At 64.1% G+C, this 13,451-nt stretch carries 9 protein-coding genes; 4 read left to right on the top strand and 5 right to left on the bottom strand.

Features of this window, described 5'->3' with window-relative positions; genetic code table 11:
* Positions 1-33 precede the first annotated feature (33 nt).
* The 5 genes from C0V72_RS08550 to C0V72_RS08530 form a co-directional block, all read right to left on the bottom strand.
* Entirely contained in the window at positions 34-1,227 is a 1,194-nt protein-coding gene (locus C0V72_RS08550; RefSeq protein WP_101793570.1) for a geranylgeranyl diphosphate reductase, read from the bottom strand.
* A complete protein-coding gene (locus C0V72_RS08545) occupies positions 1,224-2,582 on the bottom strand; it encodes a BCD family MFS transporter (protein ID WP_101793567.1) in 1,359 nt (452 codons plus the stop codon). The genes C0V72_RS08550 and C0V72_RS08545 overlap by 4 nt, the downstream gene beginning before the upstream one ends.
* Complete coding sequence (gene chlG, locus C0V72_RS08540) at positions 2,582-3,514, bottom strand: chlorophyll synthase ChlG (RefSeq protein WP_233999855.1); 933 nt, start codon at positions 3,512-3,514, stop codon at positions 2,582-2,584. The genes C0V72_RS08545 and chlG overlap by 1 nt, the downstream gene beginning before the upstream one ends.
* A gap of 300 nt (positions 3,515-3,814) precedes the next feature.
* Positions 3,815-5,236 carry a transcriptional regulator PpsR gene (ppsR, locus tag C0V72_RS08535; RefSeq protein WP_101793564.1) on the bottom strand — a complete coding sequence of 474 codons (1,422 nt, stop codon included), beginning with the start codon at positions 5,234-5,236 and terminating at the stop codon, positions 3,815-3,817.
* 11 nt (positions 5,237-5,247) lie between these two features.
* Positions 5,248-6,240 (bottom strand): cobalamin B12-binding domain-containing protein, encoded by a 993-nt coding sequence (locus tag C0V72_RS08530; protein ID WP_233999854.1) that lies wholly within the window; start codon positions 6,238-6,240, stop codon positions 5,248-5,250.
* 148 nt (positions 6,241-6,388) lie between these two features.
* On the opposite strand from C0V72_RS08530, the gene bchF reads away from it, so the two are divergent.
* Genes bchF through C0V72_RS08510 form a run of 4 tightly spaced genes read left to right on the top strand, consistent with a single transcriptional unit; the run spans position 6,389 to position 13,450 of the window.
* On the top strand, positions 6,389-6,937 hold the full coding sequence (gene bchF / locus C0V72_RS08525; protein ID WP_101793558.1) for a 2-vinyl bacteriochlorophyllide hydratase: 549 nt from the start codon (positions 6,389-6,391) through the stop codon (positions 6,935-6,937).
* Entirely contained in the window at positions 6,934-8,244 is a 1,311-nt protein-coding gene (locus C0V72_RS08520; RefSeq protein ID WP_101793555.1) for a ferredoxin:protochlorophyllide reductase (ATP-dependent) subunit N, read from the top strand. Before bchF ends, C0V72_RS08520 begins: the two co-directional genes overlap by 4 nt.
* Before the next feature lie 3 nt (positions 8,245-8,247).
* On the top strand, positions 8,248-9,819 hold the full coding sequence (gene bchB / locus C0V72_RS08515; protein ID WP_101793552.1) for a ferredoxin:protochlorophyllide reductase (ATP-dependent) subunit B: 1,572 nt from the start codon (positions 8,248-8,250) through the stop codon (positions 9,817-9,819).
* Entirely contained in the window at positions 9,809-13,450 is a 3,642-nt protein-coding gene (locus tag C0V72_RS08510) for a magnesium chelatase subunit H (RefSeq protein WP_101793550.1), read from the top strand. The genes bchB and C0V72_RS08510 overlap by 11 nt, the downstream gene beginning before the upstream one ends.
* Position 13,451 lies beyond the last annotated feature (1 nt).

Genomic DNA, 13,451 nt, shown 5'->3' with positions numbered 1-13,451 from the left:
GCTGCAACCTGCAATGGGCACCGCCGCCGCCGTTCAGGTCGCCGCTCTCAGCCCGAGCAGGTGTGCGGTGTCTTTCAGGAAGATCTTGACGTGTGCCATGGGTTTGGCGCGCACCAGCTTCTTGTGCATATAGGCCTGCCAGGTCAGTTCCTGCACATCCTTGTCGTCGCACATGGTGACAAACCGTTCGCGGCGCTTGTCGGATGAATACCAGAAATACTGCATCATCCCCAGCACCCAGAACACGGTGCCATGCTCTTTCATGAAGGCTTTTCGGGCGGCGCGCAGATGCTTGGCCTGGCCCGTCTTCAGGAATGCGGAGGCTGCCTCGCCGACCACGCGCCCACAGGCCATCGCGTAGTAGATGCCCTCGCCCGATGCGGGCGCAACCACGCCGGCGGCATCGCCTGCGACAATCACATCTGCGCCGTTATCCCAGCGTTTCAGAGGCTTCAACGGAATCGGCGCGCCCTCGCGGCGCAGCGTCTCGCAGCGGTCCAGCCCCAGATCATCGCGCATCGTGGCGATCGCACCGCGCAGGGAGAAGCCCTTGTTGGCGCTGCCCACCCCGATGCTCGCAGTGTCGCCATGAGGGAAGACCCAGGCGTAGAAATCGGGCGACAAGCGGCCCTGATAATAGACATCGCAGCGCGACGCGTCGAACTGGTCGGTGTTGCGCGGCGGGGCCTTGATGATTTCGTGATAGGCAAACACGCAAGGGATGCGCTCGGCACCCGGCAGGCATTGCTTGGCCACCGACGAGCGCGCGCCGTCCGCGCCGATCACCACGCGGGCGCGAACGCTTTCCAGCGGCCCGCCGCGGGTGCGGCGGAAGGTGACGATAGGATGAGCGTTGTCGTCGCGCTCGATCTTCTCGAAGGTGGCCGTCAGGCGCTCCGCGCCCGAATGGTGCGCGCGTTCGCGCAAGGCCTCGTCGAATTCCTCGCGGTCGACCAGACCGACATAACCGATCTCGCCCACCGGCATATCTACCGCACGGCCCGAGGGCGCGATCATCCGGGCCGAGCGTGCCTTGGCGACCAGCAGGCCGTGGGGAATGTCGAAATCAGCAAGCAGGCGCGGCGGGATCGCCCCGCCGCACGGTTTGATCCGGCCGCCGCGCTCCATCAGCAGGACCGAATGACCAGCCAGCGCCAGATCGGTCGCCGCCGTTGAGCCGGAGGGGCCGCCGCCAATAATGACCGCGTCGTAAATCGTCTGGTTCATGCGAACACCCCTCTCTCTTGCTTGATCATGGCGGCGCGCATCGCGGCCCCGCCTGTGGCCTTCACTGCCAATAGAGCAGCAAGCACGAAGGCTGCCGCTTCCACGGCAAAAACAACTTGAAACGCCGCGCCGTCATTCGCGAGCGCCCGGCGCGCGACATCAAGACCCAGTGCGCCAATCAGCCCGCCCAGTCCGAAGGCGATCGCTTGGCTCGCGCCCCACACGCCCATGCGCACACCTTCACGGGTTTTCTCGCCCGCGCCGGCCAGGCCCATCATCGATCCGATGGCAGCCACCGCGAAGACGCCATTGCCGAAGCCCAGCACGAAGAGGTTGATCCCCAAAGGCCACGGCGGCCCGTTGACCGCCGCCAGCCCGAGCGCGCCCAGCCCCAGTCCTGACGCAAGGCAACCGCCCACCACCCACGGACGCAGACCCTCGGCCCGCTTGCCCGAAAAGGCACTGCCGCCGATCCCGGCAATGATCATCCCGATCAGGATGCCGCCCTGGTGGAACTGCCCCACGGTCTTGGTCGATTCCCCCGGTGACAGGCCAAAGATCAGCCCTGCGAAGGGTTCGAGGATCAGATCCTGCATCGAGAACGCGATCATCGACACAAAGATGAAGATGGTAAAGCGCCGCGCCGCAGCCTCGTGCCAGATCTCGGCAAGCGCAGCGCGGAAATCGGGCACGGGGGCGTCTTCAGCGCCATCGCGGAACTGGCCCGCTTGCCGCTCCAGCCGGAAGGTCGCCAGCACGGTCACGGCAATCGTCACCGCCGCCAGCCCGCCCGCCACTTCGAGCAGTCGCTCGGGCGAATAGGGTTTGAGCAATTCGCCCACTGTGATGGCCGAGGCGACAATCCCGCCCACCATCATGATCCACGTAACAGCAGCGGCGGCCGCGCGCCGTTCCGGCGCGACGCCGGAAGCGAGCAGCGCCAGCGCCGACGTCCCGCCTGCACCCACGCCGACACCAATCAGCGCATAGGCAAACACGGCCAGCGCGAAGGCGGCGGGGAAGGTGCTCGCCATCATCAGGGTCGCTTGCGTCGCCAACAGCGCGCCAGCCGCCAACACGACCAACCCGCCAACGATCCACGGCACGCGGCTGCGCCCCTTGTCAGAACCATGCCCCCAAAACGGACGGCCCAACTGAACAGCATAATGCCAAGCGACCAACCCGGCAGGGATTGCCGCTGCCAGTTGAAACTCGACAATCATCAGCCGGTTAAGCACCGCTGTCGTCAGCATCACCAGCGCGCCGATCGACGCCTGCACCAGACCAATTCGCACGATCCCGAACCAGCTGAACCCGGCTTTCATTGTCACCGGCGCGGGAAACGGAGCGTGCATCAGATATAGCCTCCAAGGCCTAGCGCCGCCGCCAGCATCCCCAGCACATACAGGGTCACGCCCACACCGTTATACCATGGTGCATGGCGCGCCGGATCGCGCAGCAATTTGGGCATGGCAGCCACCTGTGCCGCAAGCACGCCGGTCACAATTCCGGCCGAAAGACCAAGGCCCCAGCGTGCCAGCAGGGCGATCACCACGACTTGCGCGGCGGCCATCGTCAGGCAGGCAAGCCTCGCCGCGGTGCTGACACCCAAAACCACCGGAAGCGAGGTCAACCCGGTCTGGCGATCACCTTCGACTGCCTTGAAATCATTCAGAACCATAATGCCATGCGCACCGAGCGAATAGAGCACCAGCACCGCGATGACCGCAGCCGAAGGCATCGCCCCCAGCATGACCGCTGCGCCGGTAAACCAGCTCAGCCCTTCATAGGTCAGCCCGCACACCAGCGGCCCCAGCCAGCCATTGGCCTTGAACCGCAGCGGCGGCGCGGAATAGGCCCATGCAAAGGCAAGGCCGACCAGCCCGGCGACAAATACAATCGGCCCCAGCAGCCAGCCGACGCACGCCGAGATCAACGTTGCGATAATGGCAATATAAAGCCCCCAGCGCCCCGGGATGCGGCCCGAGGGGATCGGGCGGTGGGGTTCGTTGATGGCGTCGACATGACGATCAAACCAGTCGTTCACGGCCTGACTGGTACCGCACACCAGCGGGCCAGCCAGCAAGACGCCGCCCGCCACAAACCACCAGCGCCCCTCCAGCCCGGCGCCTGAAGACACCGCGCCGCACATGAAGGCCCACATCGGCGGGAACCAAGTGATGGGTTTGAGCAGTTCGAGCACGACTCGCGGCCGGGGAACCAGCGCGGCCTGCCCGCTGGATCGCGGGGCAGGCACGGCTTGAGTCGCGGGTGCAGAGTGCTTCATATCCGGAAGCTATGCCTGACAAACCAAAGCGTCAAATTATTTTGACACTATTTATCCATTAGAAGCGCGATTTCGCGTTCAAATGGACAAAGCTTTGCCAGCCTTGTCCTTTTGCCTGGGGTCAGCCGAATTGACAGTGGGAAAATCGAACGCGATTTTTGAAAAGATCCAGACCCTGTTCAGCCCCCAACAGACCGTGGTCAGCCCCCTGTCAGGCAGCGTTGGGCGCGGAAAAAAACCGGATTTTGGCGGTCACGAAAGCAGCGCGGGCAGAACCCCGCAAGTGCCTACAAACAGGGCCTATTCACCCTCGCCCGTCAGATTGCCAAGGCCATAGCGGTGCAGCTTGGAATAGAGGCTCTGGCGTGACAGGCCGAGGATTTCGGCGGCCGAGGCGCGGTTATCCGACGTGTACGACAAGGCCGCCTCGATACACAGACGCTCGATCAGATCGGTGCTCTCACGCACGATATCTTTCAGGCTCATGCGCCCGACAAGATCGGTCAATTGTTCGACTGACCGCGGCAAATCCTGTGCGCCGGGCGGCAAATCGCGCAAGCGACGGCCGATCGGGCGGATCACAAAGGCGTAATAGCCCCCCTCGCCCGCCGTGCGAACCGCAGACAATTCAACCGGTTCCCCGTCAACATCATGGCCCACACGCAGCACTGTGGCGATGTTGCGTGCCGCACCGTGCTGGTCGATCTGACCTTCGATCAGATCAAGATCAATGCCGGGTCGGCCAATCGATTCCGACAGATGCCGCCCGCGCAGCTGATCAACGCTAGCTGCCTGCAAAAGCTCGACAAATGCAGCGTTGGCGGTCACGATTTCAAGATTGCTGTCGGCCACCACAAAGGCATCGGGCATCTGGTCGACCAGCGCCAGCACCGGGGATGTCTCGGGCGCCGGCCGGTCACTGACCGGAACCAGCCGCATCAGCAGAAACTGCCCGCGATCCTGCGTAAAGCCGTTGACCGACGCCAGCACTTCGCGCGCGCCGCGGATAATGCGGACCCGGCCCGGGCTGACGGTATCGGAAACCAGCGCGGCGCCGACCAGGGACTGCACGGCGTCATGCGAATTTTTATCAATGAAAGTCAGCAGCTTCTTGCCAGGCAGCCCGCCCGCGCGCGCGCCGACCAGCTGATGCGCCGCAGGATTGGCCTCGCGGATGCGGAGCGTCCCGGCCTCGATGATCATCACCGGTTCGGTCGACCGTTCAAACAGCATCCGATAGCGCGATTCAAGCTGGCGCATCCTGAGATAGTCACGCTCAAGCGATTGCTGGACTTGCAGCAGCCGTTGCTGGAGCTTGCCTGCCTCGCGCAGATCGCGGCCAAAGGCGATGCGATGCTCGCCGCCATTGACGCTGAGCACGGCATAGCGGATCGGCACATCACCATCGCGCGAGGGATGATTGACCTGGCGCCAGTGCTGCACCTCACCGCGCCGTGCAGCCGCCAGCATCTCCATGATTTTCGGGCGACTTTCATCCGTCACCGTTTCGATCCAGTTGGTCCCGACCCACCCGGCAAAGGCCGGAAATTCGCGTGGATCGAAGGCTGCATCGAGGATCGTGCCGGTATCGTCGAGCACCAGCGTTACGTCGCCCGCCACCATCGCCAGCTTCATGGCGGCACCGGCGTCAAGCGTGTCGAACAGCTCGGCTGCGTTGCCGAACGGGTGCTTGCCTTCAATGCTGTGTTTGCGGGTGAGCATGGCGTCCGAACCTATATCAGGTTCAGATCACAGGCGGCAGCAGTCTTGACCAGAGAGTTTGCAAGTTCAAGCGCGGCCAGTGCATCGGCGCCTGTGCCGTCTGCCCCCACTTCCAAAGCTATTCCGGGATTTTCGTTGATCATTCGGCCGCCAACAAGGACGATTATACGAGGGTTGGCAGAGACATTGCGCACCGCCTTGATAAGGTTTGCGAGCGCCGAGCTAGGACAGTCGCGCGCGAGCGTCAATCCCAGCAGATCGAAGGGCTGACGCGCCAGTCGGTCGAGCAATTCGCGGCGCTCCGGCTTGATCAGCGCCTCACTACGCCATCCGCCGCGCCCGAAGACCTCCTCGATCATCAGCGTACCGAAATTGTGATGGTCGCCCGGCATCGGCGAGAACAGCGCGGTGTGTGGCAGGCTGAGGCCGGCCAGCACCACCGGAGACCGTGCAGCCACTTCGCGCATAACCTCCTGAAGGCGCCATAAGCCCATGGTAACATCAAGGAAATCGCACTCGTCGGTCTCCCACATTTCACCCAATTTGCGGGCCGCCGGGGCGAGCAGGTCAAGGCAGATGGCCTCAACGCTGGCACCTTTGGCGATGAAGATGTCCACTTCTTCGAGCAAGCTGGCCGCCTCAAGCCGCAGCGGCAAAAGCGCAAATCGGGAAGCCTCGTCGGTGGTGATAAGGCGGGACCGGCGCGCCTTGGCGCGCGCTTCACTGCCGGCATGCGCCATCAGCAAGCGGGGGATGATCTCGCTTTCGATGATGGCATTGACGGAATCGGGACGATCCGGGCTGGGTGCTGCACTGCGGCGTCGGACAGCTTCAAGCGGGGCGGTGATGACACCCCTCAGCACCGCCGATCCTGCCTCAAACATGCTCGAAGCCTTGGACTCTCCCATAAACCAGACCCTCCCAGGTCGTGCGGACAAACCTTCCGCAGGAGGTAATGACCACCACCGTATGAAGCAGTCGCGGCCACGATCCCGAACAGCCAACGACTCTGAAATACGCCTTTTTTGATGATGGCGCAAATCACCTTACCGGGGATTACCTGTGCGTCAAGCAAACTAAACGTCCAATTTAGTTGACACTCAATTAGGAACGCGTAATCTCCGAGTCTGAGAGAAAAGGCCAACGCAACACATGACTCGGACGGATCAGCCATTCCCAGTCGCACCCGAAACCACGGTCACGGGGGCGCGCCATCAGAGTGGCAAATCGTTCGCGCTTTACACTGCGGAAGAACGGCAGCGGCGTGATGCATCGGCCTGGACGCTGGTCCAGGGGGTGCTGGCCCCAATCCAGTTTCTGGTGTTTCTGGTCAGCCTCGGCCTTGTTGCCCGCACGCTCACGACAGGCGAGGGCGCCTTTGCTGCCGATGCCTCGATCGTGATCAAGACGCTGGTGCTTTACACCATCATGATCACCGGCTCGATCTGGGAAAAGGTCGTGTTCGGGAAGTGGTTGTTCGCCCCGGCGTTCTTCTGGGAAGATGTGTTCTCGATGCTGGTTCTGGCATTGCACACCGTCTATCTCGTGATGCTGCTGGGCGGGATCGGCACGCTGGAGCAACGCATGCTCATCGCGCTTGCCGGATATGCCGCTTATGTAATCAATGCCGGCCAATTCCTCTGGAAGCTGCGCATGGCACGCCTTCAGGGCACCCCTTCCAACACGGCGGTGACCGCATGAGCGTGGCTGATCTTCTCGATGGCTGCGCGGCCGAACTCGCCCGCGACACCGCGCCTGCCGCGCCCGCCCGCCCCGTTCTGCGCGAACGCGGCCAGCGCGAAGTGTTCTGCGGCCTCACCGGCATCATCTGGCTGCACCGCAAGATGCAGGACGCCTTCTTCCTCGTGGTCGGCTCGCGCACTTGCGCCCACCTGCTGCAATCGGCGGCGGGCGTGATGATCTTTGCCGAACCCCGCTTTGCCACCGCGATCATGGAAGAGCGTGATCTGGCCGGCATGGTTGATGCGCAGGACGAGCTTGACCGGGTGGTGAACCGCCTCCTCGAACGCCGCCCTGACATCCGCACGCTGTTCCTTGTCGGTTCGTGCCCCTCGGAAGTGATCAAGCTCGATCTCGCCAAGGCCGCCCAGCGCCTCGGCGCGGTGCACATGCCGCGGGTTCGCATTCTGAATTACTCGGGAAGCGGGATCGAAACCACCTTCACGCAAGGCGAAGATGCCTGCCTCACGTCGCTGGTGCCGGTGATGCCTGCCCTGCCCGCTGATGCGCCCAAGGAGCTGCTGATCGTCGGCAGCCTCCCCGATATTGTCGAAGATCAGTTCCTGCGGCTGTTTGCCGAAATGGGTATCGTCAAGGTCGGCTGTCTGCCCGCCCGCAACGCCCGCGATCTGCCGAGCGTCGGCCCCGGCACCCGCTACCTCTTGGCCCAGCCCTTCCTGGGTGAAACCGCGATGGCGCTCGAAGGTCGCGGCGCCCAGCGGATCGAAGCATTGTTTCCCTTCGGCGTCGACGGCACAAGCGATTGGCTTCGCGCCGCGGGCGAAGCGTTCGGCATCGACCGCGCGCTGACCGAACAAGTCATCGCGCCCGGCCGCGCCCGCGCGGCCCGCGCACTCGCCAATCTGCGCCCGCAGCTTGAAGGCAAGCGCATCACCTTCCTGCCCGACTCGCAGCTCGAAGTGCCGCTCGCGCGCTTCCTGCAGGACGAATTGGGCATGGAGCTGGTCGAAGTCGGCACGCCTTATCTCCACCGCGCGCACCTCGCCCGCGAGCTGGAGCGGTTCGGCCCCAACGTGCGCCTCAGCGAAGGCCAGCACCTTGATCGCCAGCTTGATCGTGTGCGCGCTGACCGCCCTGACATTACCGTGTGCGGACTTGGCCTTGCCAACCCGCTCGAAGGGGAAGGCCTGACCACCAAGTGGGCCATCGAACTCGTCTTCTCGCCGATCCATGGCTTTGATCAGGCCGCCGATCTCGCCGAACTCTTTGCCCGGCCGCTGCGCCGCCGCGACATGCTGGAGATCTAGGCGATGCAACTGGCTGTCTGGACATATGAAGGCCCCCCGCATGTCGGCGCGATGCGCGTAGCGACCGCGATGGAGAAGCTCCACTACGTGCTGCACGCACCGCAGGGCGATACCTATGCGGACTTGCTGTTCACGATGATCGAACGGCGCGGCAAGCGTCCGCCGGTCACTTACACCACCTTCGAAGCCCGCGATCTGGGCAAGGACACGGCGCAAATCTTCCAGGACGCCGCGCGCGAAGCGGTCGCCCGGTTCAAGCCGCAAGCGATCATCGTCGGCGCTTCGTGCACCGCTGAACTGATCCAGGACGATCCGGCCGGCCTGTCCGAGGCAATGGGTCTGCCCTGCCCGGTCATCCCGCTCGAACTGCCGAGCTATCAGCGCAAGGAAAACTGGGGCGCGGCGGAGACCTTCTACCAGATCGTACGCACCCTTGCCGACAAGTCGGTGGTGCGGACCCCGCGTGAAGGCCGCGCAGCCCGCGTCAATATCCTTGGCCCCACGGCCTTGGGCTTCCGCCACCGCGACGATCTCGTCGAGATCCGCAAGATTCTTGCCCTGCTGGGTGTCGAGGTCAATCTCGTCGCTCCGCTGGGTGCCACCCCGGAGGACATCACACGGATCGGCCAAGCCGATTTCAACATCGTCCTCTACCCTGAAATCGCAGATGAGGCCGCCCGCTGGCTCGAAAAGACTTTCGATCAGCCCGCAGTGCGGACCATCCCTATCGGCGTGGGAGCGACTCGCTCTTTCATTGCCGACGTCGCCGAGCTGGCAGGTGCAGATCCCACGCCTGCCCTCGGCGACACCTCTTCCCGGATGCCCTGGTGGTCACGGTCGGTCGATTCGACTTACCTGACCTCCAAGCGCGTCTTTATCTTCGGCGATGCGACCCACGCGGTCGCCGCTGCCCGGATCGCGCGCGAAGAACTGGGCTTCGAGGTCTGCGGGCTTGGCTGCTATTCCCGCGAATTCGCCCGCGAAGTCCGCGCCGAAGCCGCCCGCTGCGGGGTCGAGCCGCTGATCACTGACGATCACTTGGCAGTCGAAGATGCTATCGCTGCCGCCGCGCCCGAACTGGTGCTGGGCACGCAGATGGAACGCCATATCGCCAAGCGGCTTGGCATTCCCTGCGCGGTCATCAGCTCCCCGGTCCACGTGCAGGATTTCCCCGCGCGCCATTCGCCTCAGATGGGTTTTGAAGGCGCGAACGTGATCTTCGATACCTGGGTCCACCCGCTGGTGATGGGTCTGGAAGAGCACCTGCTCACCATGTTCCGCGAGGATTTCGAGTTCTCCGACGAAGCGGGCGCATCGCATCACGCAGCACACAGCCCCCGCAAGGCGGCTGTGCCGGTGGTATCAGAAGCCCCGCTCGAAGACATTGCGGCGCCCGTAATGCCGGAAGATGATGCATCTCTCTGGACCGCCGAGGCCGAGCGCGAGCTGAAGAAGATACCCTTCTTCGTGCGTGGCAAGGCCCGCCGCAACACCGAGAACTTCGCCGCTGCCGAGGGTCGCCGCCAGATCGACCTCGAAACCCTCTATGACGCAAAGGCGCATTATGCACGGTAATGTCGCCTCCGCTTCCACGCTGGACCCCCGCGCGCCCGTCCGGGTCGTGATCGTCACGCTCGACAATCACCTCAAAGGCGCAGTTGACCGGGCCGAGGAAGCACTGGCGGCAGAGGGTATCGACCTCAGCCTGCATGCAGCATCGGAATGGGGCAGCGACGCGGGCGAGCTTGAACATTGCAAGGCCGCCATCGCCGAAGCCGACATTGTCATCGCGACGATGCTGTTCCTTGATGATCACATCCGCGCCATCCTGCCCAGCCTCGAAGCACGCCGCGAAGATTGCGATGCGATGGTCTGCCTGATGTCGGCGGGCGAAGTCGTGAAACTGACCAAGATGGGCGCCTACCGCATGGACGCGCCGGCCAAGGGCCCACTCGCGCTGCTCAAGAAGCTGCGCGGAAAGCCTGGCAAGCCGGGCGGCAATTCCGGCGCGGGGCAGATGAAGATGCTGCGGCGCCTGCCCAAGCTGCTCCGCTTCATCCCCGGCACCGCGCAGGACGTGCGCGCCTATTTCCTGACGCTGCAATATTGGCTGGCAGGATCGGACGAAAACGTGGTCGCCATGGTGCGGGCGCTGATCGATCGCTACGCTGCCGGAGAGCGCATGTATCGCCGCGGCATCACCAAGGCCGAAGCGCCGCTCGAATATCCCGAAACCGGGGTCTATCACCCGCGCACCCAGCAGCGCATTTCCGAAAGCCTGCGCCTGCTTCCGCCAGAACAGGGCCGGCAAGGCACGGTCGGTCTGATCCTGCTGCGTTCCTACCTGCTCGGCCGCGACTGCGCGCATTACGACGGCGCGATTGCCGCGTTCGAAGCCGCAGGGCTCAAGGTCGTGCCAGTGTTCGCCAGCGGACTGGATGCGCGCCCTGCGATCGAAGCCTTCTTCATCGGCCCGGATGGCCAGCCCACGGTCGACGCCATCGTCAACCTCACCGGCTTCAGCCTCGTCGGCGGGCCCGCCTATTCCGATGCGCAGGCCGCGCGCGAGGTTCTGGGCAAGCTCGATTTGCCCTACCTCGCCGCCCACGCGATCGAGTTTCAGACAATCGAGGATTGGGCGCATCGCCCGCAGGGCTTGCTGCCGCTCGAATCCACGATGATGGTCGCCATGCCGGAGCTTGACGGTTCGACGGTGCCGAGCGTGTTTGGCGGTCGTGCAGGCAATTCGGACAAGGGCTGCACCGGCTGCGATCGCAACTGCGCCCGTCCCGCTTCGCACAAGGCCCGTCCGATGCAGGCCTGCCCGGAACGCGCCGAGGCGCTGGCTGCGCGCACGGTCAAACTGATCCAGCTGCGCAAGAGCGAGCGTGCGGCCCGCAAGCTCGCCATCGTGGTCTTCAACTTCCCGCCCAATGCCGGCGCCACCGGAACCGCGGCCTTCATGGCGGTACACGAATCGCTCTACGCCACGCTCCAGCGCCTCAGCGCCGATGGCTATGCGGTCGATGTCCCCGAAAGCGTCGACGCGATGCGCGACGCGCTGCTGAAGGGCAACACCGATCGTTACGGCACCGACGCGAATGTCGCCCACCGCATCCCGGCCGATGAGCATGTGCGGCGCGAAAAGCACCTCGCTGAAATCGAGGCGGCATGGGGCCCCGCACCCGGCAAGCAATTGTCCGATGGCGGCAACATCCTCATCCAGGGCGCGCATTTCGGCAATGTCTTCGTCGGCGTGCAACCGGGCTTCGGCTACGAAGGCGATCCCATGCGGTTGCTGTTCGAGGGCACCTTCAGCCCCACCCACGCCTTCAGCGCCTTCTACCGCTGGATCCGCGAAGACTTCGGCGCGCACGCCATCCTCCATTTCGGCACGCACGGCGCGCTCGAATTCATGCCGGGCAAGCAGGCCGGGATGTCGGGCAAGTGCTGGCCGGACCGTCTGATCGGCGACACGCCCAATTTCTACCTCTACGCTGCCAACAACCCCTCCGAAGGGATGCTGGCCAAGCGCCGGTCGGGCGCGACGCTGGTGAGCTATCTCACGCCGCCGCTTGCCCAGGCCGGACTGTACAAGGGCCTGGTCGAACTCAAGGCGACGGTCGAACGCTGGCGCACGACGATTAACGATGCCGACCATGCCGCCGAACGTGCTGACCTTGCGCAACTGGTCGCCGACCAGTGCGAAGCGCTCGACATCACCTATGCCGACATCGGCGAGCTGCCCGCGCGGCTCTACGAGATGGAAGCGGCGCTGATCCCGCATGGCCTGCATATCCTCGGCCGGAACCCGCAAGGTGCCGAGCGCGAAGATATGCTCGATGCGATGATGGAAGCCGGGAGCCTTGATGGCCCGACACCCGAACGCGCGGTGCTGGCAGCCAAGCTTGATTCCTCCGATGAGTTGGGCGCGCTGATCCACGCGCTGGATGGCGGCTATGTCCAGCCCGCTCCCGGCGGCGATGTGGTGGTGAACCCCGACGTGCTGCCTACGGGCCGCAATATCCACGGCTTCGATCCGTTCCTGATGCCGTCGGCCTATGCCTGCCGCCTCGGCAATGAACAGGCCGAGCAGCTGATCGCCCGCCATGTGAACGGCGGCGAGCCATTCCCTGAAAGCATCGCCATGGTGCTGTGGGGCACCGACAACATGAAGTCCGAAGGCGTCCAGATCGCGCAGGCGATGACGCTGATGGGCGCACGGCCCCGCCGCGACTCCTATGGCCGCTTGGCCGGCGCGGAATTGATCCCGCTGGCCGAACTCGGCCGTCCGCGGATCGATGTGGTGATGACGCTTTCGGGCATCTTCCGCGACCTCCTGCCGCTGCAGACCCGGATGCTCGCCGAAGCAGCCCTGCTCGCCAGCCAGGCCGAGGACGAAACGCCGGAAGCCAACTTCGTCCGCAAGCACACGCTGGCGCAGATGGAAAAGCACGGCTGCGATCTGGAAACCGCTGCCTTGCGCGTCTTCTCCAATGCCGAGGGCGCTTATGGCGCCAACGTCAACCAGATGATTGAAGGCGGCGTCTGGGCCGATCCCGATGAACTCGCCAATGCCTTCGAGATCAACAAGGGCTTTGCCTACGGGGTTTCTGGTAAGCCCGTGCAGCAGCGCGAATTGCTGCAAAGCGCGCTCAGCACGGTCGATTTCACTTACCAGAACCTCGAAAGTGTCGAGCTCGGCATCAATGATGTCGACCAGTATGTTGACGGGCTTGGCGGCGTGACCCGCTCGGTGGCGCGGGCCAAGGGGGCGGAAACGCCGGTCTATATCCTCGATGCGACGCGCGGCAGCACCAAGGTGCGCACGCTTGGCGAACAGATCGACCTCGAAACCCGCACCCGCACGCTCAACCCCAAGTGGTTCGAAGGCCTGCTCGAACATGGTTACGAAGGCGTTCGCCAGATCGAAGGCCATGTGACCAGCACGCTGGGCTGGTCAGCCACCACCGGGCAGGTCGCTCCGTGGGTCTATCAGAAGATTTCCGAGACATTCGTGCTCGACGAAGTGATGCGCCGCCGCTTGTCGGACCTCAATCCGAAAAGCTCCGCGCGTGTGGCGAACCGCCTGCTGGAAGCCTGTGACCGCAATCTGTGGGCACCGGACGAAGCCACCCTCGCCGCCTTGCGCGAAGCGAGCGACGAACTCGAGGACCGCCTTGAAGGCGTGTTCGCGGGCGAATGAA

The sequence above is a fragment of the Porphyrobacter sp. TH134 genome, from assembly GCF_002855495.1.
Lineage (GTDB): Bacteria > Pseudomonadota > Alphaproteobacteria > Sphingomonadales > Sphingomonadaceae > Erythrobacter.
Note: the sequence above shows the minus strand (reverse complement) of the source record. Positions and strands in the feature narration are given on the sequence as shown.

Bases quoted from the DNA above. Each gene is read 5' to 3' on its own strand.
- C0V72_RS08550 (WP_101793570.1), bottom strand. From the start codon at position 1,227: ATGAACCAGACGATTTACGACGCGGTCATTATTGGCGGCGGCCCCTCC.
- C0V72_RS08545 (WP_101793567.1), bottom strand. From the start codon at position 2,582: ATGCACGCTCCGTTTCCCGCGCCGGTGACAATGAAAGCCGGGTTCAGC.
- chlG (WP_233999855.1), bottom strand. From the start codon at position 3,514: ATGAAGCACTCTGCACCCGCGACTCAAGCCGTGCCTGCCCCGCGATCC.
- ppsR (WP_101793564.1), bottom strand. From the start codon at position 5,236: ATGCTCACCCGCAAACACAGCATTGAAGGCAAGCACCCGTTCGGCAAC.
- bchF (WP_101793558.1), top strand. From the start codon at position 6,389: ATGACTCGGACGGATCAGCCATTCCCAGTCGCACCCGAAACCACGGTC.
- C0V72_RS08520 (WP_101793555.1), top strand. From the start codon at position 6,934: ATGAGCGTGGCTGATCTTCTCGATGGCTGCGCGGCCGAACTCGCCCGC.
- bchB (WP_101793552.1), top strand. From the start codon at position 8,248: ATGCAACTGGCTGTCTGGACATATGAAGGCCCCCCGCATGTCGGCGCG.
- C0V72_RS08510 (WP_101793550.1), top strand. From the start codon at position 9,809: ATGCACGGTAATGTCGCCTCCGCTTCCACGCTGGACCCCCGCGCGCCC.